At 62.7% G+C, this 21,922-nt stretch carries 12 protein-coding genes and 2 pseudogenes; 2 read left to right on the forward strand and 12 right to left on the reverse strand.

Translation table 11 applies throughout. The features are described 5' to 3' along the window. Positions 1–78: 78 nt before the first annotated feature. The 4 genes from tuf to rpsL are packed head-to-tail and all read right to left on the reverse strand — an operon-like array spanning position 79 to position 4,274. Entirely contained in the window at positions 79–1,269 is a 1,191-nt protein-coding gene (gene tuf / locus AC629_RS05600; protein WP_084803764.1) for an elongation factor Tu, read from the reverse strand. Between the two features lie 40 nt (positions 1,270–1,309). Beyond that, on the reverse strand, positions 1,310–3,382 hold the full coding sequence (fusA, locus tag AC629_RS05605; protein ID WP_084803765.1) for an elongation factor G: 2,073 nt from the start codon (positions 3,380–3,382) through the stop codon (positions 1,310–1,312). A 34-nt stretch (positions 3,383–3,416) separates the two neighbouring features. Then, positions 3,417–3,887: a 30S ribosomal protein S7 gene (gene rpsG / locus AC629_RS05610; protein WP_008136420.1), complete on the reverse strand. Its 471-nt coding sequence runs from the start codon at positions 3,885–3,887 to the stop codon at positions 3,417–3,419. 15 nt (positions 3,888–3,902) lie between these two features. After that, the gene (gene rpsL, locus AC629_RS05615) at positions 3,903–4,274 is read right to left on the reverse strand and encodes a 30S ribosomal protein S12 (protein WP_007603006.1); all 372 of its coding nucleotides are present in this window, start codon (positions 4,272–4,274) and stop codon (positions 3,903–3,905) included. Positions 4,275–4,655: 381 nt separating this feature from the next. On the opposite strand from rpsL, the gene AC629_RS44965 reads away from it, so the two are divergent. Continuing rightward, a complete protein-coding gene (locus AC629_RS44965; RefSeq protein ID WP_143198932.1) occupies positions 4,656–4,922 on the forward strand; it encodes a hypothetical protein in 267 nt (88 codons plus the stop codon). A gap of 23 nt (positions 4,923–4,945) precedes the next feature. Further along, positions 4,946–5,895 (forward strand): annotated as a pseudogene (locus AC629_RS05620) (FAD-dependent oxidoreductase). Here AC629_RS05620 and AC629_RS05625 read toward each other — a convergent pair. The 8 genes and pseudogenes from AC629_RS05625 to AC629_RS05660 form a co-directional block, all read right to left on the reverse strand. Continuing rightward, positions 5,805–7,835: an ABC transporter ATP-binding protein gene (locus AC629_RS05625; protein WP_084803766.1), complete on the reverse strand. Its 2,031-nt coding sequence runs from the start codon at positions 7,833–7,835 to the stop codon at positions 5,805–5,807. The pseudogene AC629_RS05620 and the gene AC629_RS05625 overlap by 91 nt on opposite strands. Before the next feature lie 132 nt (positions 7,836–7,967). Continuing rightward, positions 7,968–10,032 (reverse strand): annotated as a pseudogene (locus tag AC629_RS05630) (FAD-dependent oxidoreductase). A 193-nt stretch (positions 10,033–10,225) separates the two neighbouring features. Beyond that, positions 10,226–14,425, reverse strand: coding sequence for a DNA-directed RNA polymerase subunit beta' (gene rpoC, locus AC629_RS05635; RefSeq protein WP_084803767.1), 4,200 nt, complete (start codon positions 14,423–14,425; stop codon positions 10,226–10,228). Positions 14,426–14,554: 129 nt separating this feature from the next. Next, the gene (gene rpoB, locus AC629_RS05640) at positions 14,555–18,673 is read right to left on the reverse strand and encodes a DNA-directed RNA polymerase subunit beta (RefSeq protein ID WP_084803768.1); all 4,119 of its coding nucleotides are present in this window, start codon (positions 18,671–18,673) and stop codon (positions 14,555–14,557) included. 480 nt (positions 18,674–19,153) lie between these two features. Beyond that, entirely contained in the window at positions 19,154–19,531 is a 378-nt protein-coding gene (gene rplL / locus AC629_RS05645) for a 50S ribosomal protein L7/L12 (RefSeq protein WP_084803769.1), read from the reverse strand. A gap of 54 nt (positions 19,532–19,585) precedes the next feature. Then, the gene (gene rplJ / locus AC629_RS05650; RefSeq protein WP_084803783.1) at positions 19,586–20,104 is read right to left on the reverse strand and encodes a 50S ribosomal protein L10; all 519 of its coding nucleotides are present in this window, start codon (positions 20,102–20,104) and stop codon (positions 19,586–19,588) included. Positions 20,105–20,717: 613 nt separating this feature from the next. Then, positions 20,718–21,020 (reverse strand): helix-turn-helix domain-containing protein, encoded by a 303-nt coding sequence (locus tag AC629_RS46540; RefSeq protein WP_168195400.1) that lies wholly within the window; start codon positions 21,018–21,020, stop codon positions 20,718–20,720. 188 nt (positions 21,021–21,208) lie between these two features. Further along, on the reverse strand, positions 21,209–21,697 hold the full coding sequence (locus tag AC629_RS05660; RefSeq protein ID WP_084803771.1) for an AraC-like ligand-binding domain-containing protein: 489 nt from the start codon (positions 21,695–21,697) through the stop codon (positions 21,209–21,211). Positions 21,698–21,922: the final 225 nt, after the last annotated feature.

Here is a 21,922-nt window from a genome sequence, read left to right on the forward strand (position 1 = left end):
GTGGTCTCTCTTCAGTGGGTGGCGAATAGCGAATAGCGAATGTCACCACTCGCTACTCGCCAATCCCTATTCGCGTAATTACTCGATGATCGAGGCGACGACGCCGGCGCCGACGGTACGGCCGCCTTCGCGGATCGCGAAGCGGAGCTTCTCTTCCATCGCGATCGGCACGATCAGGTGCACTTCCATCGCGATGTTGTCGCCCGGCATCACCATCTCGGTGCCTTCCGGCAGGTGCACGACACCGGTCACGTCGGTGGTGCGGAAGTAGAACTGCGGACGGTAGTTGGTGAAGAACGGGGTGTGGCGACCGCCCTCTTCCTTGGTGAGGATGTAAGCCTCAGCCTTGAACTTGGTGTGCGGCTTGACCGAACCCGGCTTGGCCAGAACCTGGCCGCGCTCGACGTCCTCGCGCTTGGTGCCGCGGAGCAGCGCGCCGATGTTGTCGCCGGCCTGGCCCTGATCGAGCAGCTTGCGGAACATTTCGACGCCCGTGACCGTGGTCTTCTGGGTCGCACGCAGACCGACGATCTCGATTTCCTCGCCGACCTTGACGACGCCGCGCTCGACACGGCCGGTCACGACGGTGCCGCGGCCCGAGATCGAGAACACGTCTTCAACCGGCATCAGGAACGGCTGGTCGATCGGGCGCTCCGGCTGCGGGATGTACTCGTCGACGTTCTTCATCAGCTCGATGATGGCGTCGTGGCCGAGCTTCTTGTCCGAATCTTCGAGAGCGGCGAGTGCCGAACCCTTGATGATCGGAATCTTGTCGCCGGGGAATTCGTACTTCGAGAGCAGCTCGCGGACTTCGAGCTCGACGAGCTCGAGCAGCTCCGGATCGTCGACCATGTCGCACTTGTTGAGGAACACGACGAGCGCGGGCACGCCGACCTGGCGGGCGAGCAGGATGTGCTCACGGGTCTGCGGCATCGGGCCGTCAGCAGCCGACACGACCAGGATCGCACCGTCCATCTGGGCGGCGCCGGTGATCATGTTCTTCACGTAGTCGGCGTGGCCGGGGCAGTCGACGTGGGCGTAATGGCGGTTCGGCGTCTCATACTCGACGTGAGCGGTCGAGATGGTGATGCCGCGCGCCTTCTCTTCCGGTGCCTTGTCGATCTGGTCGTACGCGGTGAACGTCGCACCGCCGACTTCGGCGAGCACCTTGGTAATCGCCGCGGTCAGCGACGTCTTGCCATGGTCGACGTGACCGATGGTGCCGATGTTGCAGTGCGGTTTGGTACGTTCAAACTTTGCTTTGGCCATTTGACTCTCCGTTCAATCGTCAGCTTGGGACCGACGACAATCAGGCAAACTTCTTCTGGACTTCTGCCGACACGTTAGCCGGCGCTTCTGCGTAGTGGTCGAACTGCATGGTGAAGGTTGCGCGACCCTGGCTCATCGAGCGCAGGTTATTCACGTAACCGAACATGTTCATGAGCGGCACCATCGCGTTGATGACGTTGGCGTTGCCACGCATGTCTTGGCCCTGGATCTGACCGCGCCGGGAATTCAGGTCGCCGATGACCGAGCCGGTGTAGTCTTCCGGTGTCACCACTTCGACCTTCATGATCGGCTCGAGCAGGACGGACTTGCCCATCTGCAGCGCTTCGCGGAAGCAGGCGCGCGAGGCGATTTCGAAGGCGAGCGCCGACGAGTCGACGTCGTGATACTTGCCGTCGACGAGCTGCACCTTGACGTCGACCACCGGGAAGCCCGCGACCACGCCGGACGACAGCACGCTCTCGAGGCCCTTCTCGACGCCGGGGATGTATTCCTTCGGCACCGCGCCGCCGACGATCTTCGATTCGAACTCAAAGCCCTTCCCGGCCTCGTTCGGCTCGACGATGAACGACACCGCAGCGAACTGACCGGTACCGCCGGTCTGCTTCTTGTGGGTGTAGCTGTGCTCAACCCGCTTGGTGATGCGCTCACGGAAGGCGACCTGCGGCGCGCCGATGTTGGCATCGACCTTGTAGGTGCGCTTCAGGATGTCGACCTTGATGTCAAGATGAAGTTCGCCCATGCCCTTGAGGATGGTCTGGCCGGACTCGTGGTCGGTCGTCACGCGGAAGGACGGATCCTCCGCGGCGAGCTTGGCCAGCGCCACGCCCAGCTTCTCCTGGTCGGCCTTGGACTTCGGCTCGATCGCGATCTCGATGACCGGCTCGGGGAATTCCATCTTCTCCAGGATCACCTGCTTGTCCGGATCGCACAGCGTGTCACCGGTGCGCGCTTCCTTCAGGCCGGCCAGCGCGACGATGTCGCCCGCATAGGCTTCCTTGATGTCTTCGCGGTTGTTCGCATGCATCAGCAGCATGCGCCCGATGCGCTCCTTCTTCTCACGCGTCGAGTTCACGACGCCGGTGCCGCTCTGCAGGATGCCCGAGTAGATGCGGCAGAAGGTGATAGTGCCGACGAACGGGTCGTCCATGATCTTGAACGCGAGCAGAGCGAGCGGCTCCTTGTCGTCCGCCTTGCGCACGACTTCGTTACCCTTGTCGTCGATGCCCTTGATCGCGGGCACGTCGAGCGGCGACGGCAGGTAAGCGACAACTGCGTCGAGCAGGGGCTGCACGCCCTTGTTCTTGAACGCGGTGCCGCAAAGAACCGGATAGAAGGCACCGGTGAGAACGGCCTTGCGGATGAGCCTCTTCAGCGTCTCCTCGTCCGGCTCGTTGCCGTCGAGGTAAGCAGCCATGGCGTCATCGTCGAGCTCGACGGCGGCTTCCACCAGCTTCTCGCGATACTCCTTCGCCTGGTCGGCGAGGTCAGCAGGAATCGCCTCGACATCGTACATCGAGCCAAGCGAGTCCTGATTGTAAACCAGCGCCTGCATGCGAACGAGGTCGATCATGCCCTTGAAGTTATTCTCGGAGCCGATCGGAAGCTGAATCGCAACCGGGCGCGCGCCAAGACGATCGACGATGTCGGAGAGACACTTGAAGAAGTCGGCGCCGGTCTTGTCCATCTTGTTGCAGAAGACAATCCGCGGAACCTTGTACTTGTCGCCCTGACGCCAGACAGTCTCGGTCTGGGGCTCGACGCCCTGGTTGGAGTCGAGTACGCAAACGGCGCCGTCGAGCACGCGCAGCGAACGCTCGACTTCGATGGTGAAGTCGACGTGGCCAGGAGTGTCGATGATGTTCAGGCGCTTGCCGGCCCAGAACGCGGTGGTCGCAGCCGAGGTGATCGTGATGCCCCGTTCCTGCTCCTGCTCCATCCAGTCCATCGTCGCGGCACCTTCGTGCACTTCGCCGATCTTGTGGCTCTTGCCGGTGTAATAGAGGATGCGCTCGGTCGTCGTCGTCTTGCCGGCGTCGATATGCGCCATGATACCGAAGTTACGGTAGTCCTCGATGGCATGTTGGCGGGGCATAGGGTGTTCCTTGCGAGTCCGTTAGGTGTCGCCGTTACCAGCGATAGTGCGAGAAGGCGCGGTTGGCTTCCGCCATCCGGTGCACGTCTTCACGCTTCTTGACGGCGTTCCCGCGGTTGTTCGATGCATCCAGAAGCTCAGCCGAGAGCCGCTCCGTCATCGTCTTTTCATTGCGCTCGCGCGCAGCCGAGATCAGCCAGCGAATGCCCAGAGCCTGCCGGCGGGTCGAGCGAACCTCGACCGGAACCTGGTAGGTCGCGCCACCGACGCGGCGGGAGCGCACTTCGATCGTCGGCATGACGTTCTCGAGTGCCTGCTCGAACACGCCGAGCGGGTTCTGCTTGGTCTTGCTTTCGATGATACCGAATGCACCGTAGACGATGCCTTCGGCGACCGACTTCTTGCCGGCGTACATCACCGAATTCATGAACTTCGTAACGATGATGTTCCCGAACTTCGGATCGGGAAGAACTTCGCGCTTTTCCGCTGAGTGGCGACGAGACATTGAGCTGGTTCCCGCTTACTTCGGACGCTTCGCGCCGTACTTCGAACGACGCTGCTTACGGTTTTTGACGCCCTGGGTATCCAGAACGCCGCGGAGGATGTGGTAGCGCACGCCGGGCAAGTCCTTGACACGACCGCCGCGGATCATGACCACCGAGTGCTCCTGAAGGTTATGGCCCTCACCCGGGATGTAGCCGATCACCTCGAAGCCATTGGTCAGACGCACCTTGGCAACCTTACGAAGCGCCGAGTTCGGCTTCTTCGGGGTCGTGGTGTAGACGCGCGTACAAACGCCGCGCTTCTGCGGCGACTGCTGCAGCGCCGGCACCTTCTTGCGCGACTTCTGCACTTCACGCGGTTGTGCGATCAGCTGGTTGATCGTCGGCATCCTGGCCTTACCCTTTGTTCTGCCGCGGCCCCTTCCGGGCCCGCTGTCTTACCGCGGCCCGTTGCCGGGACCGCAAATTCGTTTCGAGCTACCCGCCCGACGAGGCCGCCTTCCGCGGAACAATCCGCACAAAGCGAAATCGCGCCAACCGCTCCATCACTGAGCGGAAAGCGCTTCGACGCCACAGAGGACCGCAGTATCTAGACCGATCAGCGTAAAGCTGCGGCCCGCGCACCGAGGTCATGCATCCGAAATCGGTCTCAAGAGAACGAGCTCAAGAGAACTAAAATCGCACTGGCATTGCCTAGCTATGATCGACAGCGTTTGAGCGGCATTCATCGAGGTTGGTGCCCGTCTTTAGCGATCCCTGGGGATCAACGGGTGGCCCGTTCCGACGTTGGCTATGCTCACCGCCTGTCGTTAAGTGAGGCGCTTTCTATAAGTGAGAATCGATCAAGTCAAGGCGAAACGACAGTCGGAAAACGCTTCTGGCACCTGTCAAAATCGCTCTTTGCCGGCACTCACCGCGCCTCCCGGATATGGGAACCGGACAACGGTTCCGCTAGCCTAAAAGGCATTTATATCCGGGCAAAATATACTTTTATAACTCTCGGTAAGCCTTTTTTTCCTGTTGATGCGTCAATCTGACACTCGCGGCAGAGATTTACGCCATGCGGTACACCGACATTGCCATTATCGGCGGGGGATTGTCAGGCTCGACCGCCGCCGCGATGCTTGGCCGCGCCGGCATTTCGACAATACTGATCGATCCGCATGAGACCTATTCGGCGGATTTTCGCGTCGAAAACTCAGCGGGCACGTTCAGGTCGAGCGATTCTTGCGGACCGGGATCGCAGAATCGGTGCTGCGCCGCGCGACCTTTGCCGGCGAGAACTGGATCGCCCGATTCGGCCACCTGCTCGACAAGGCCCCGAGCCGGCAGTTCAACATCCTTTACGATTCCCTGGTCAACGCGGTCCGCGACGAAATCCCTGTTGCCGTCGAGCGCATCTGCGGCAAGGCTGTCTCGGTCGAGACGTGCCCGGAGCGGCAGAAGGTCGTGCTCTCCAACGGGGAGACGATCTCGGCCCGCCTGCTCGTGGTTGCCAACGGGCTGAACGTTGGTCTCCGCCACCAGGTCGGAATCGCGAGAATAGTCGTCAGCGCCTGCCGCCCGTGGCCTGCCCGGCGTCGTGCTGTGGGCGATGCCTTCTCGACCTCCTGCCCCGTCGCCGGCACCGGCTGCGACAAGGTCTTCACCGACGTCGAGCGGCTCTGCAACGTCTACATTCCGCAGTGGCTCGCTTCAGACGGAACGGGCGCGGCCAAGATCGCCGCATTCTACGCTGACCCGGTCAAGCGGGCCTGCGATCGATGGTCGGCCGCCAAGGCGTTCGACTTCCGCTCGGTTTCGTTTGGCACGAGCCCCTACCGGACCGCGCAGCGCTGGGCGCGCTTCATCGCGTGGTCAGTTCAGGGGATGCTGCGGCCGGCTGGACGAGCCTTCCACCTGGAGCCGAACTTCCTCGGTCACTCCTCCTCGTCGTCCTCGTCCTCATCATCCTCGTCGAGGTCGTCTTCATCATCCTCGTCGGCATCGTCGCTGTCGTCGTCGGAGTGAGCCGCAGCGCCGTGAGGCTGATGGATCTGGTCGTTCCAAAGTTTGCGATAGGTACCGTTCTTGGCGAGCAGCTGGGCATGCGAGCCGCGTTCGATCGCCCTGCCCCCTGAAATCACGATGATCTCGTCCATCTCGACCACCGAGGTCAGGCGATGGGTCGACCAGATCATGGTGCGCCCTTTGGCAACCTTCAGCAGCGTGCGATTGATCGCCGCTTCCGTGGTCTGGTCGAGCGCGGAGGTGGCCTCGTCCAGCAGCAGCAACGACGGATTGCGGATGATCGCGCGCGCGATCGCGATGCGCTGGCGCTGGCCGCCCGACAGGGTATCGCCGCGCTCGCCGACCTGCGTGTCGTATCGCTGCGGCAGACTCATGATGTAGCGGTGGATCTCCGCCTTCTTGGCCGCTTCCTCCACCTCCTCGTCGGTCGCGCCCTCCTTGCCGAGCCGGATGTTCTCGCGGATCGACATGTTGAACAGCATGTTCTCCTGGAACACCACCGCCATGCTCCGGCGCAGCGAATCCAGCGTCACCTTGCGGACGTCGACGCCGTCGATGGTGACGCGGCCTTCGTCGGGCACGTAGAGCCGCAGGATCAGATTGAGCAGCGTACTCTTGCCGGAGCCGCTGGGGCCGACGATGGCGATGCGCTTGCCGACATTGAGCCTGAGGCTGAGATTGTCCAGCACCGGCGTCTGGCTGCCTTCGTACTGGAAGGTGACGTGGTCGAAGGTGATGTCGTTGGTGATCCGCGGCAAATCGGGCGCGCCGGGGCGATCGGCGCCGCGCGTCGGCTCGTCGAGGAGTTCCTGCATGTGGCGGATCGCGGCAGCGGAGGAGATCGACACCGGGATGAAATGCATCACATGAGCGATGTTGTAGGAGACCTCCCAGAACGCGCTCTCGAAGGTGACGAAGGTGCCGATGGTGATCTGGCCCTTGGTCGCCAGATAGGCGCCGATCGCGAGCACGACGAGGTGCAGCATCAGAACCGAGATGGTGACGGTCCGCTCCACCATGGTCGACAGGAACCCGGCCGAGGCGATCCTGTTGCGCGTCTCGTCATTGCGGAACGTGAAGAAGCCGAACATCTTGCGCTGCAGGCTGAACGCCTTGATCACGGCCTGCGCCGCCACGTTCTCCTGCACCATGCCGAGTAGCGCGCTCTCATTGAGCTTCTGCTCGTAATTGGCCTGCACCGCCTTCGGGGTGAGGATGCGCGGTCCGATCAACGTGATCGGGAACACCAGGAGCGCGACGACGGCGAGCTGCCAGCTCAGGAACAGCATCAGGATGATGCCGGCGATCAATTCCAGGAACGGCAGCGCGGCACTATTGGCGAATGTCTTGACCGAACCTTCGAAGGCCGAGAGGTCGACCGAGAAGCGCGACAGGATCTCGCCCCGCTTGGTGCGGCCGAAATAGGCCGCCGGAAGGTCCTGAACGTGCTCGAACAGGCGCCTGCGGACGTCGGAGATGATGCGGGCCGCGAGCCGCGCATCCCAGCGCTCGTACCAGACCGCGATGATCGAGGTGAGGATGCCGGCGACCGCCAGCACGCCGAGGATCTTGTAGAGCGCCTGGAAATCCTCCTCGCCGAGCGCGTCGTCGATCAGGAACTTCAGGCTGAGCGGCATGATGACGTTGAACAGCGTCTCGACGACGACGCCGAGCGCCACGAATGACAGCATCCGCTTGTAGTTGGCGAGGAAGGGCTTGACGAACCCGAGGATGGTCGCAAGCGCGCCGGCGGCCTCGCGCGCGGTAAAGACGACGAGGTCCTCATCCTCATCGTCGTCATCGAGCTCCAGCTCGTCATCCTCCTCGTCTTCGTCGTCTTCGAGGTCCGGCTTGGCGGCGGCGGCGAGCTTGTCGTCGAGCTCGGCCGCCTCTTCCACGGCGAGCTTCTGTTTGTCGGACGAGAGAGGCTTGGACGCCATGATACCAACCGATGCTGACGGCCGGCATGACCGCAGAGAAAGCAGGAAATAGCGGCTACCGCTATCGCACCGATTCTATGCGATCATGATGAATTCGGCAAAGCAATTGGCGAATCCGCTCCGATCCCGCGGCTAGTCGCGGTCCTCGTCCTCGACCTTGTCGAAGAACGAATAGCGCAAGCTGTCGGCGTCGGCGTACCACTGGCCCGGGCCCTTGTTGGCGGCAAGCGTTGCCTCCCAGAGCGCATCGGTGCAGTCCTTGCGGTGCATCGACAGGTCGAAGCCGTTGCCGAAGAACAGTTCGGACCATTCCCACCAGGTGCCGAGCTTCTTGACCCCCCCGCAGGAGATCGTAGCGGTCGATGATCACCGAGGCCATGTCCGAGGTGATCGAGCCGAACACGACACCGGTCTTGACCACGCGGTTAAGCTCGCGGATGGCGCGGACCACCTGCTTCGGGGAAACATGGCAGAGGCTGGTCTCGAACACGAAGTCGAAAGCGCCGTCCTTGAACGGCATGTCGGTGATCGAGCCGAGCTTGTTGTACTTCTGCAACCCCTTGGGCGTCCTGGCGTGGATCGCACGGTTGTTCTCAATACCCCAGGCGTCGATGCCGCGCTCGCGCAGCGCACCAACCAGCTCGCCGCTGGCCGAGCCCGCGACCAGGAGCTTGGCGCCCTTCGCCTTGCCCCAGACGATGCCGATCAGGTTGCTGAGATAATCGGGATCGCTGAAATGGCGCCACGCCTCGCTATAGGGACCAAGTCCGCGATAGTTCTCGAAATAGTCCCGATCGATCTTATCGGAGACCTGCTTGCCGTCCTCCTGCGCGCGCTCGCGGCGCAGTCGCATCATCTCGGTCAGGATGATGTCTGTCGCGGCGTCCGAGGAGTCGAGCAGGCCATTCAGCGTCGAGTCGAACAGATAGTCGCCGACCACGACAATGCCGGGATGTTCCTTCGGCTCCGGCCGGTGATTGGTCATGACGTCGCGCACGGGCAAACCGCCCGGCAGCGCGTTCACCGACGACAGCCAACGATGGATCTTGCCTTCAATGAAATGCAGACGCGCATCGCCGAGCGAGACCGGCAGCGATTTCAGCGCGGCATCGATCAGCTCCTGGTCCGACAAATTGGCGAAGGCCAGCGCATCCGAACCGGGAATGAGCCAGTTCAGCACGCCGTGCTTGCCGACGTCGTGGCGAGCGCCCTCGTTGTAGACGCAGCAGCCGCCGAAGGCTTCCGACATGAACCAGGCGCCGGGAATCCTGTCGCCCCAGAACGGGGTCTCGAACAGGATCGAGACGCGAAGGTAATGCGCGGGGCGGTCGAAGTAAGAGACGTGCTTGACCATCGACTTGCGGAGCTGCTCGCCTTCCCAGCCGACGGTTGCGAGCCAGGAATGCGGCAGGCAGACCAGCACCAGATCGAAGTCGCGCGTCTCCGGCCCCTTCCCGTTCATCATCTTGAGCTGATAGCGGCCGGTCGGCGCCTTGCCGACGGTCAGCACGCGATGATTGAGGTGGATGTCGGCATTGACCTCCGACTGCAGGCATTCGATCAGCTGCTCGTTGCCGTTCTGGATGGAATAGAGACCGATATAGCCGTCAACATCCATCAGATAGTTCTTCAGCGCGTTGAGCCCGTTTGTGTTGTGGCTCTCGGTCGCGATGTCGGAGCGCGCCATCACCTTGAAGAAACGCTTTGCCGTTTCGTCCTCGACCTCCTCGTCGAGCACTTGCTCTGCGGTCTTGTAGGCCCAGGGGTTCTCGTTGTCGTGCGCGCCGACGCCTTCGTAATACTCGATCGGCGACATCGCCTCGGTGCAGCGCTTGCGGAACGCCTCGATCGCAGCTGCGGTCTTGTCGCCGTATTTGCGGCGCATGCCAGGCACGTCATTGACGAGCTCGCCGCCGAACTGCACCTGCTCGGCATCCATCGGAATGGTCTGCAGACCGAAATGCTGGATCAGCTCGCGCAGCGGATCGGGGCCGGTCATCGAGTAGTCGTAGATCTCGGCAACGCCGGCCTCGTACATCGCCGGCGCGGAATCGAATTTCCGCGTGACGATCTTGCCGCCGAGCCGGTCGGACGCTTCGTAGATGGTGACACGACAGAGATCGCCGAGCTTACGCTTCAGATACCAGGCGCTCATCAGCCCGCCGGGGCCGCCGCCTACGATTGCGAGATCAAGCATATGAGTTCCGTGGTCTCCGGCCCTGCCCCCGTCACGGGATCCACCGGTCTAAGCTCCCCTAGCAGAAGCGCTTTTGCGCCTGAAGGAAAGATGAACAAAGGTTGATCCCGCACCGCAGCAGGCAAACAAAGCAGCAAAAAGGCCGGCTTTCGCCGGCCTTTTCGTTGTCCTCGGTATTCCTACGGATGAACCATTATTCCGCAGGCGGCAGCGCCATCGGCTCCGCTTCTGGCGGCGCGGGCGACACGACCGCGGCCTGCTTCTCGCGCTCGTCCAGGATCAGCTTGTCGCGCTTCATCGCGACTTCGCGGATCTTGGCCATGGAGGCGCCGGTGCCCGCCGGGATCAGCCGGCCGACGATGACGTTCTCCTTGAGGCCCTCGAGCGGATCGACCTTGCCATTGACCGCCGCTTCCGTGAGGACGCGGGTGGTCTCCTGGAACGAGGCCGCCGAGAAGAAGGAGCGGGTCTGGAGGCTCGCCTTGGTGATGCCGAGCAGAACCGGCGTACCCGTGGCGGGCTTCTTGCCCTCTTCCTTTGCCTTCTCGTTCAGCGCGTCGAACTCGATCTTGTCGACCTGCTCGCCGGAGATCATGTCCGTGTCGCCCTGGTCGGTGACTTCCACCTTCTGGAGCATCTGACGGACAATCACCTCGATGTGCTTGTCGTTAATGAGCACGCCCTGGAGCCGGTAGACCTCCTGGATCTCGTTGACCAGATAGGCCGCGAGTTCCTCGATGCCCTTGACCGCCAGGATGTCGTGCGGCGCCGGGTTGCCTTCCACGATGAAGTCGCCCTTTTCGACGACGTCGCCGTCCTGAAGGTGGATGTGCTTGCCCTTCGGGATCAGGTACTCGCGCGGCTCGTCGGTCTTGTCCATCGGCTCGATCGAGATGCGACGCTTGTTCTTGTAGTCGCGCCCGAACCGGATGGTGCCCGCGATTTCGGCGATGATCGCCGCATCCTTCGGACGCCGTGCCTCGAACAGTTCCGCCACCCGCGGCAGACCGCCGGTGATGTCACGCGTCTTGGCGCTTTCGGTCGAGACACGGGCGAGGATGTCGCCCGGCGCGACCTTGGCACCGATGTCGACCGAGAGAATGGCGTCGACCGACAGCATGTAGCGGGCATCGCCGCCACGAGCGAGCTTGAGCACCTTGCCGTCCTTGCCCTTGACCACGATGGCCGGACGCAGGTCCGAGCCGCCGCGGGTCGAGCGCCAGTCGATGACCACGCGCTTGGCGATACCGGTGGCCTCGTCCAGCGTTTCCGAGATCGACTGCCCTTCGACCAGATCCTCAAAGCCGATGGTGCCTTCGACTTCGGTGAGAAGCGGACGGGTGTAGGGATCCCACTCGACGATGCGCTGGCCGCGCTTGACGTTGTCGCCCTCGTCGACGTGCAGGCGCGAGCCGTACTGAATACGGTGCGTCGCACGCTCGGTGCCGTCGGCATCGACGATCGCCACCACCATGTTGCGGACCATGGCGATCAGGTGCCCTTCGCTGTTGCGGGCGATGGCCTTGTTCCTGATCACGATCTTGCCGTCGAAGTTGGATTCGACGAACGACTGCTCGTTGAGCTGCGCCGCACCACCGATGTGGAAGGTGCGCATCGTGAGCTGGGTACCAGGCTCACCGATCGACTGCGCCGCGATGACGCCGACGGCTTCGCCGTGGTTGACCGGCGTGCCGCGGGCGAGGTCGCGGCCGTAGCACTTGCCGCAGATGCCGTTGACGAGCTCGCAGGTCAGAGCCGAACGGATCTTCACCTCCTGCACACCACTCTGCTGGATGGCGTCCAGATGGCTTTCTTCCATCAGCGTATCGCGCTTGATGATCACCGTGCCCGAGCTGTCACGCACGTCTTCGCAGGCCGTGCGTCCGAGGATGCGCGAGCCGAGCGAAGCGACCACGGTGCCGGCATCGACGATGGCGCGCATCTTGATGCCGAGCTTGGTGCCGCAGTCGGCCTGCGTGATGATGCAGTCCTGCGCGACGTCGACCAGACGACGGGTCAGGTAGCCGGAGTTCGCGGTCTTCAACGCGGTGTCCGCGAGGCCCTTGCGGGCGCCGTGGGTCGAGTTGAAGTACTCGAGCACCGAGAGGCCTTCCTTGAAGTTCGAGATGATCGGCGTCTCGATGATCTCGCCCGAGGGCTTGGCCATCAGGCCGCGCATGCCGGCGAGCTGGCGCATCTGGGCCGGCGAACCGCGGGCACCGGAGTGAGCCATCATGTAGATCGAGTTGATGTCGGCATCGGCTCCGCTCGCCGTCTTCTTGGTGGCGGAGATCTCCTTCATCATCGCCTTGGCGATTTCTTCCGTGGCCTTCGACCAGGCGTCGACGACCTTGTTGTACTTCTCGCCATGGGTGATCAGACCGTCGTTGTACTGCTGCTCGAAATCCTTCGCCAGCGTACGGGTGGTGTCGACGATCTTCCACTTGCCGTGCGGCACGACCATGTCGTCCTTGCCGAACGAGATGCCGGCCTTGAACGCGTTGTAGAAGCCGAGCGCCATGATGCGGTCGCAGAAGATCACAGTCTCCTTCTGCCCGCAGTGGCGGTAGACCTGGTCGATCACACCGGAGATCTCGCGCTTGGTCATCAGCTTGTTGATGATCTCGTACGCAACCCGCGGATTCTTCGGCAGGAGGTTACCGAGCATGACGCGGCCGGCGGTGGTCTCGATCCAGCGCTTGGAAACCTTGCCGCTCTCGTCCATGCCTTCCCACCGGTACTTGATCTTGGTGTGGAGGTGGATGACCTTCGAGTGCAGCGCGTGCTCGAGCTCCGCCATGTCGCCGAACAGCTTGCCCTCGCCGGGCAGGCCTTCGCGCATGATGGAGACGTAGTAGAGACCGAGCACGATGTCCTGCGACGGCACGATGATCGGCTGGCCGTTCGCCGGATGCAGGATGTTGTTGGTCGACATCATCAGGACGCGCGCTTCCAGCTGCGCTTCAAGCGACAGCGGAACGTGCACGGCCATCTGGTCGCCGTCGAAGTCGGCGTTGAAGGCGGCGCAGACCAGCGGGTGGAGCTGGATCGCCTTGCCCTCGATCAGCACGGGCTCGAACGCCTGGATGCCGAGACGATGCAGCGTCGGTGCGCGGTTGAGCAGCACCGGATGCTCGCGGATCACCTCGTCCAGGATGTCCCAGACCTCGGGCCGCTCTTTCTCGACCAGCTTCTTCGCCTGCTTCACGGTGGTGGACAGGCCCTTGGCGTCAAGCCTCGAATAGATGAACGGCTTGAACAGCTCGAGCGCCATCTTCTTCGGCAGGCCGCACTGATGCAGGCGCAGCTCGGGACCGACCACGATCACCGAACGGCCCGAATAGTCGACGCGCTTGCCGAGCAGGTTCTGGCGGAAGCGGCCCTGCTTGCCCTTGAGCATGTCGGCGAGCGACTTCAGCGGGCGCTTGTTGGCGCCGGTGATGACGCGGCCACGGCGGCCGTTGTCGAACAGCGCGTCGACGGCCTCCTGAAGCATGCGCTTCTCGTTGCGGATGATGATGTCGGGCGCGCGCAGCTCCATCAGCCGCTTCAAACGGTTGTTGCGGTTGATGACGCGGCGGTAGAGGTCGTTGAGGTCCGAGGTCGCGAAGCGGCCGCCGTCCAGCGGCACCAGCGGACGCAGGTCCGGCGGGATCACCGGCACCACGGTCATGATCATCCATTCCGGCTTGTTGCCGGAGTGGCGGAACGCTTCCACGATCTTCAGGCGCTTGGCGAGCTTCTTGTGCTTGATGTCGGAGTCGGTCTCCTGCATCTCGACGCGCAAGGAGGCCTCGAGCTTCTCGAGGTCCATGCCCTTGAGCAACTCGCGGATCGCTTCCGCGCCGATCATGGCGGTGAAGGAATCCTGGCCGTACTCGTCCTGCGCCTTCAGATACTCGTCTTCCGACAGCAGCTGACGGTCCTTCAGCGCGGTGAGGCCCGGCTCCAGCACGACGTAGTATTCGAAGTAGAGGATCCGCTCGAGATCCTTCAGCGTCATGTCGAGCAGGAGGCCGATGCGCGAGGGCAGCGACTTCAGGAACCAGATGTGGGCGACGGGAGCCGCGAGCTCGATATGGCCCATGCGCTCGCGCCGGACGCGCGACAGCGTGACCTCGACCGAGCACTTCTCGCAGATGATGCCCTTGTACTTCATGCGCTTGTACTTGCCGCACAAGCACTCATAGTCCTTGATCGGCCCGAAGATACGCGCGCAGAACAGGCCGTCGCGCTCGGGCTTGAATGTACGGTAGTTGATGGTCTCCGGCTTCTTGATCTCGCCGTAGGACCAGGACAGAATCTTCTCTGGAGACGCGATCGAGATCCGGATCTGGTCGAAGACCTGAGCCGGCGTCGTCGGGTTAAAAAGATTCATAATCTCTTGGTTCATCGTCTTCTCCTCGCGTGCCGGTCGCCTCCGGCAGCAAATTCGAAAATCACTCGAGCGGGGCGCCCTGCCCTCAAGGCCTCGGGAAAGGCGCCGATGCCCGGCCGTGACGGCCGGGCATGAAAGGTCGTATTACTCGGCCGCTTCCGACGTCGGCGCCGGTCCCATCTTGGAATTGTGCAGGTCGACGTTGAGGCCGAGCGAGCGCATTTCCTTGACCAGCACGTTGAACGATTCCGGAATACCGGCCTCGAACGTGTCGTCGCCGCGCACGATCGCCTCGTACACCTTGGTACGGCCGGCGACGTCGTCCGACTTCACGGTCAGCATCTCCTGGAGCGTGTACGCCGCGCCGTAAGCCTCGAGCGCCCACACCTCCATTTCGCCGAAACGCTGGCCGCCGAACTGCGCCTTGCCGCCCAGCGGCTGCTGGGTGACGAGCGAGTACGGACCGATCGAACGCGCGTGGATCTTGTCGTCGACGAGATGATGCAGCTTGAGCATGTAGATGTAGCCCACCGTCACCTTGCGATCGAACGCATCGCCGGTGCGGCCGTCATAGACGGTCGACTGACCCGAAGCGTCGAGACCGGCAAGCTTCAGCATCTCCTCGATGTCGGCTTCCTTGGCGCCATCGAACACCGGCGTCGCGATCGGCACGCCGTGGCTCAAATTGCGGCCGAGCTCGATCAGTTCGCCGTCGTTAAGCGACTTGATCGTCTCGTCCTCGCCGTAGACCTTCTTCAAGGTCTCCTTCAGCGGCTTGATGTCCTGCTTCGACAGGTAGGCATCAACCGTCTGGCCGATACGCCTGCCGAGGCCGGCGCAGGCCCAGCCGAGATGGGTCTCGAGGATCTGTCCGACGTTCATGCGCGAGGGCACGCCCAGCGGGTTGAGCACGATGTCGGCATGCGTACCGTCCTCGAGGAACGGCATGTCCTCGATCGGCACGATCTTCGACACCACGCCCTTGTTGCCGTGGCGGCCGGCCATCTTGTCGCCGGGCTGGATCTTGCGCTTCACCGCGACGAAGACCTTGACCATCTTCATCACACCGGGCGGCAGCTCGTCACCGCGCTGGAGCTTCTCGACCTTGTCGAGGAAGCGCTGCTCGAGCCCCTTCTTCGACTCGTCGTACTGCTTCCGCATGGCCTCGATCTCGGCCATCAGCTTGTCGTTCGGCGAAGCGAACAGCCACCACTGCGACTTCGGATACTCCTCGAGCACCGCACGGGTGATCTTGGTGTCCTTCTTGAAGCCCTTCGGACCGGAGATGCCCTGCCGTCCCTCGAGGAGCTCGGCAAGACGGTTGTAGACGTTGCGGTCCAGGATCGCCTGCTCGTCGTCGCGGTCCTTGGCCAGACGCTCGATCTCTTCCCGCTCGATCGCCAGCGCACGCTCGTCCTTGTCGACGCCGTGACGGTTGAACACGCGCACTTCGACGATGGTGCCCTGCACGCCCGGAGGAACGCGCAGCGAGGTGTCGCGGACGTCGGAGGCCTTCTCGCCGAAGATGGCGCGCAGAAGCTTCTCTTCCGGCGTCATCGGGCTTTCGCCCTTCGGCGTGATCTTGCCGACCAGGATGTCGCCGGCGCGCACTTCCGCACCGATGTAGACGATGCCGGCTTCGTCGAGGTTCTTCAGCGCTTCTTCCGAAACGTTCGGAATGTCGCGGGTGATTTCCTCAGGTCCGAGCTTGGTGTCGCGGGCCATCACCTCGAACTCCTCGATGTGGATCGAGGTGAAGACGTCTTCCTTCACGATCCGCTCTGAGAGCAGGATCGAGTCTTCGAAGTTGTAGCCGTTCCACGGCATGAACGCGACCAGCACGTTCCGACCGAGCGCGAGCTCGCCGAGATCGGTCGACGGACCGTCGGCGATGATGTCGCCCTTCTTGACGATGTCGCCGACCTTCACCAGCGGACGCTGGTTGATGCAGGTCGACTGGTTGGAGCGCTGGTACTTCATCAGGCGGTAGATATCGACGCCCGACTTGGTCGGATCGAGATCTTCCGTGGCGCGGATGACGACGCGGGTCGCGTCGATCTGGTCGATCACGCCCGAACGGCGCGCCGCGATCGCGGCACCCGAGTCACGCGCAACCACGCCTTCCATGCCGGTGCCGACGAACGGCGCCTCGGCGCGAACCAGCGGCACCGCCTGGCGCTGCATGTTCGAGCCCATCAGCGCGCGGTTGGCGTCGTCGTTCTCGAGGAACGGGATCAGCGCCGCGGCGACCGAAACGAGCTGCTTCGGCGACACGTCCATGTAGTCGACCTTGTCCGGCGTCACCGGCAAGACTTCGCCGGCGTGACGGCAGACGACGAGATCTTCGGTGAAGCGGCCCTTCGGATCGAGCGGCACGTTGGCCTGCGCGACCGTGTAGCGGCCCTCCTCCATCGCCGAGAGGTACACGACCTCGTCGGTGACGCGGCCGTCCTTCACCTTGCGATAAGGCGTCTCGACAAAGCCGTACTTGTTCACGCGCGCGAAGGTCGCGAGCGAGTTGATCAGGCCGATGTTCGGACCTTCCGGCGTCTCGATCGGGCAGATGCGGCCGTAATGCGTCGGATGCACGTCGCGCACCTCGAAGCCGGCGCGCTCGCGGGTCAGACCGCCCGGTCCAAGCGCCGACAGACGCCGCTTGTGGGTGATCTCCGACAGCGGGTTGGTCTGGTCCATGAACTGCGAGAGCTGCGAGGAGCCGAAGAACTCGCGCACGGCGGCAGCCGCCGGCTTGGCGTTGATCAGGTCCTGCGGCATGACCGTGTCGATGTCGACCGAGGACATGCGCTCCTTGATCGCGCGCTCCATGCGCAGGAGGCCGATGCGGTACTGGTTCTCCATGAGCTCGCCGACCGAGCGCACACGGCGGTTGCCGAGATGGTCGATGTCGTCGATCTCGCCCTTGCCGTCGCGCAGATCCACCAGCGTCTTGATGACGGAGAGGATGTCTTCCTTGCGCAGCGTACGCTGGGTGTCGGGCGCATCGAGGTCGAGGCGCATGTTCATCTTGACGCGGCCGACCGCGGACAGGTCGTAGCGCTCGGCGTCGAAGAACAGCGACTGGAACATAGCCTGCGCCGAATCCAGCGTCGGCGGCTCGCCCGGACGCATCACGCGGTAGATGTCGAACAGCGCGTCCTCGCGCGTCATGTTCTTGTCGGCCGAGAGCGTGTTGCGGATGTAGGCGCCGACATTGACGTGGTCGATGTCGAGCAGCGGCAGCTCCTTGTAGCCCTGCTCGTTGAGGGCCTTCATGAGCTTGTCGGTGATCTCTTCACCGGCCTCCGCGTGGATCTCGCCGGTCTTGGGATTGACGAGGTCCTCGGCGAGGTAGTTGCCGACGAGCTCCTCGTCCGACATGCGCAGGGCCTTCAGCCCCTTCTCCTGGAGCTGGCGGGCGGCACGCACGGTGAGCTTCTTGCCGGCCTCGAGCACGACCTTGCCGGTGTCGGCGTCGATCAGGTCGTTGATGGTCGAGTAGCCGCGGAAGCGGTTGGCGTCGAACGGAACGCGCCAGCCTTCCTTGGTCCGCTTGTAGAGAATCCTCTTGTAGAACGTGCTGAGGATCGCCTCGCCGTCGAGGCCGAGCGCGAACATCAGCGACGTCACCGGAATCTTGCGGCGACGGTCGATACGCGCATAGACGATGTCCTTGGCATCGAACTCGATGTCGAGCCAGGAGCCGCGATACGGGATCACGCGGGCGGCGAACAGCAGCTTGCCCGAGGAATGGGTCTTGCCCTTGTCGTGGTCGAAGAACACGCCGGGCGAACGGTGCATCTGCGAGACGATGACGCGCTCGGTGCCGTTGACGACGAAGGTGCCGTTCATCGTCATGAGCGGGATGTCGCCCATGTAGACGTCCTGCTCCTTGATGTCCTTCACCGACTTCGCGCCGGTTTCCTCGTCGATATCGAACACGATGAGGCGCAGCGTCACCTTGAGCGGCGCAGCGAAGGTCATGCCGCGCTGGCGGCACTCGTCGACGTCGTACTTCGGCAACTCGAACTCGTAGCGGACGAATTCCAGCATTGAGGTGCCCGAGAAATCGGAGATCGGAAACACCGAGCGGAACACCGCCTGCAAGCCTTCATCGGCCCGCCCGCCCTGGGGTTCGTCGACCATCAGGAACTGGTCATAGGACGCCTTCTGAACCTCAATGAGGTTCGGCATCTCTGCGACTTCCTTGATGTGTCCGAAAAACTTGCGAACGCGTTTGCGACCGGTGAATGTCTGCTGCGCCATCGTGGCCTCTCATTTTCGTCGCCCGCTCTGGGCGCGCCGTCCGGAACGCGGCTGCCACCGCTCCCCGGGTTGAATTTTTCGAACCCGTTTTGGGGGCCGGAGACTCAGCTTCAGGCGAAAATGTCCTGAATCCGTTCTTCAGACCTTCAAAACGCAAAACGACGCGCGGGGCGCATACGCGCGCCCGCCCGTCACAACGATCGTCTTCACGGACTGCAAAAGCCCGAAATAGCCTGCTCTCCCAACGGCTTACAGGGAAATCCGGCATCCCCGCCCACCGTGCTTTCGTGCTGTCGACCCGATATGGGGCGACAATAGTGGAGATTCGAGGGGTAAGCCCTCAAATCCCCACACTTTTTTGTGTTCGGCCCGCGTCGGAACGTTCCGTCGCACGCCTTTTGCATACGGCCCACCCTTTGACGGGGGACCAAGATGATCCCGGGTCTCGACCGACCCGGGATCCGCGCAAGCAAGGCTTGCTTACTTGAGCTCGATCTTCGCGCCAGCCTTCTCGAGCTGGGCCTTGATCTTGTCGGCCTCTTCCTTGTTCACGCCTTCCTTCAGCGGCTTCGGAGCACCCTCGACGAGGTCCTTTGCTTCCTTCAGGCCGAGACCGGTGATGGCGCGGACTTCCTTGATGACCTCGATCTTCTTGTCGCCGGCGCTGGCGAGAACGACCGTGAACTCGGTCTTCTCTTCCGCCGGAGCGGCGGCAGCGCCACCACCGGCCGGGCCGGCCACGGCGACAGCCGCGGCAGCCGAAACGCCCCACTTCTCTTCGAGGAGCTTCGCGAGTTCGGCAGCTTCGAGCACGGTGAGGCTCGAGAGGTCGTCAACGATCTTCTGCAAGTCAGCCATTGTTCAGTTTCCTTACGTGTAAGTCTGGTTCGGGTTTGAGTTTTGCGAAGGGCGTCAGGCCGCTTCGCCCTTTGAGGCATGAGCCTGGATGACGCGCGCGAGCTTGCCCGCGGGCGCATTGGCGAGCTGGGCCAGCTTGGTCGCCGGGGCCACGATGAGGCCGACGATCTTGCCGCGCAGTTCGTCAAGCGACGGCAGCGAGGCAAGCGCCTTCACGCCGTCGACATTCAGGACGGTCTTTCCCATCGAGCCGCCAACGATGACGAACTTTTCGTTCGCCTTGGCGAATTCGACGGCGACCTTTGGCGCCGCTACCGGATCGTTCGAAGTGGCGATCACGGTCGGTCCCTTCAGCATGGGGCCGATGTTAACGACGTCAGTGCCTTCAAGAGCAATTTTGGCGAGACGGTTCTTCGAGACCTTCACCGAGGCGCCAGCCTGCTTCATCTGCATGCGCAGCTTCTGCATCTGGGCAACGGTCAGGCCGGAATATTGAGCAACGATCGCGACGCCCGTGGTCTTGAAGACCCCATTGAGCTGTTCGACCGCCTCTTTTTTTGCCGCTCGTTCCACAGCAAGCTCTCTCCGGTTGGCGGTCATCGCAAAAGCGGGACCGCCGGGTTGCACCCATCGTCCCGCCCAAACCTGAACCTCCGGGCCAAAACCCTTCGGACACGCCGGGCAAGACGACAATTTAAAGCCTGCCCTCCGAGAGCCCTTAGGGCCCACGGCGTGTCGAGGTCCGAACCAGACCCATTCCGCGACCACCCCTTAAGGCTGGATGCGAAGTAAAATCCGGTCTTCACCCGTCTATGCAGGCCGTGTGATTAAGCCTTTGAGAAATCGAAACTTCCCGCAGGCGCCTGCAGTCTTGGACAGGACAAGGTCAGCCGGCGAACCGCCTGACCTTTGCCCACACCCCCACCAATCGATGGCTTTTCCTTCCTTTCGGGCAAATCCTCGCGGACGTCCTGAAAAGGAATGATCTCCTGCCGTGTCGGGTTTTCGGGATGCGTGCACGAACGCGCCAGCCAAGGCCGGTACGTCCGGAGGCGGTTCTTTAGCCGCTTCGGGCCGGCTTGCCAAGAGCAAAATTCACACCAGTTTACCGGACGCCGTTACTGCCCTATTTGCGTTCAAAACGGCTCTTCGGGCCCGCGCACCTCCCCGGTCCTGCCCTCCCGGATCAGCGCTGGTCGAGTTGCGTCCCATGCTCCCGTCGAGGCATGCGGGTTCGGGTTTCGCGCGGCGTCTCGCCGTAGCGAGCCTTGTAATGACGATTGAAGCGGGAAATGTCGCTGAACCCGAGATCGAGCGCCAGGTCCGCAATCGTCCGCCTGGCCTGTGCGGGGTCGACGAGCGCCGCACGGCATGCTTCCAGGCGCCGGGACAGGATGGTCTCGGCAAGGCTGAGGCCCGAGCGTGCGAACAGGTCATAGACGGATCGCGGGGAGATACCAAGATGGCACGCGACGCGCTTCGCATCCAACCCGACATCGGTAATGTTGCGAGCAACGAAGGTTAACGCTGCCGCAAGTCGCGCATCGTGGACGCTCTCAGCTCCAAGGTCCGCGGTTGCCCGTTGGGAGAAAGCGAGCGTGAAAAGGTCGCAGGCGATCGAAGCGGCCCTTCCGGCCGATGCTGCGGGTAACGTGGCAGCGCATTGTGCAAGCCCCCCTATGTAGCTCGCGAGCAGGGCTGCCGCTCGCTGCTTGTCGAAACCGTAACAGGAACGAGCTCCGGCTCGGCCAGTCGCTGGGCGAACTGCCGCTTGTCGAGCTGGATGACGGAAAGCTTGGTGCCCTTGCCCGAAACGGAAAGGTCGAAAGGTTTACTCACGTCAATAATCACCAGGTCTCCTGGCCTTGCCGTGAACGAAACATCTCCATGCGTGCCTTGGCTCAGGCCGCTCTCGATCAGCGCCACACAATAAGCGTCATGCACAATATGGGCGATCTCTGCCTTGCTGCGGTACAGGCGCTGACCAGGAAATCGAGCGGTCGCAATATCGGTGCCGCTGGCGTTCGAGAGCTCCACCCGGGCAACGAATGGGTCCACGCCGGTCGGCTCGGCCTTCATGCCGAGGAAGGCGGAGGCGACGAACTCCTGCCAAAGAGAAAAATTATCGCGAGCGGCAATCGTCTTGGAGTCGAACAGCACAGGCATGGGGCATCATCGGCAAAAGCCGGCCATGTCTCGCATCCAGGCTCAGCAGTCAAGCGAAGTCTGCACCAATTGCCCATCGGCCTGCAGCCAATGCCGAGACAGCGCGGCCGCGACCGCTTACGAACCGCCCTTTGCAACGTCATCGTACCAGACGCAGAGGGCTGACACTTCGAAGCATTATGGCCCTCCCACGTATCCCGCAGGATCTATTGCTGCACTCCTGTT

It is taken from the genome of Bradyrhizobium sp. NAS80.1, assembly GCF_001908205.1.
Taxonomy (GTDB): domain Bacteria; phylum Pseudomonadota; class Alphaproteobacteria; order Rhizobiales; family Xanthobacteraceae; genus Bradyrhizobium.

Bases quoted from the DNA above. Each gene is read 5' to 3' on its own strand.
- AC629_RS05625 (WP_084803766.1), bottom strand. From the start codon at position 7,835: ATGGCGTCCAAGCCTCTCTCGTCCGACAAACAGAAGCTCGCCGTGGAA.
- fusA (WP_084803765.1), bottom strand. From the start codon at position 3,382: ATGCCCCGCCAACATGCCATCGAGGACTACCGTAACTTCGGTATCATG.
- rpsL (WP_007603006.1), bottom strand. From the start codon at position 4,274: ATGCCGACGATCAACCAGCTGATCGCACAACCGCGTGAAGTGCAGAAG.
- tuf (WP_084803764.1), bottom strand. From the start codon at position 1,269: ATGGCCAAAGCAAAGTTTGAACGTACCAAACCGCACTGCAACATCGGC.
- rpoB (WP_084803768.1), bottom strand. From the start codon at position 18,673: ATGGCGCAGCAGACATTCACCGGTCGCAAACGCGTTCGCAAGTTTTTC.
- AC629_RS05660 (WP_084803771.1), bottom strand. From the start codon at position 21,697: ATGCCTGTGCTGTTCGACTCCAAGACGATTGCCGCTCGCGATAATTTT.
- rpsG (WP_008136420.1), bottom strand. From the start codon at position 3,887: ATGTCTCGTCGCCACTCAGCGGAAAAGCGCGAAGTTCTTCCCGATCCG.
- rpoC (WP_084803767.1), bottom strand. From the start codon at position 14,425: ATGAACCAAGAGATTATGAATCTTTTTAACCCGACGACGCCGGCTCAG.
- rplL (WP_084803769.1), bottom strand. From the start codon at position 19,531: ATGGCTGACTTGCAGAAGATCGTTGACGACCTCTCGAGCCTCACCGTG.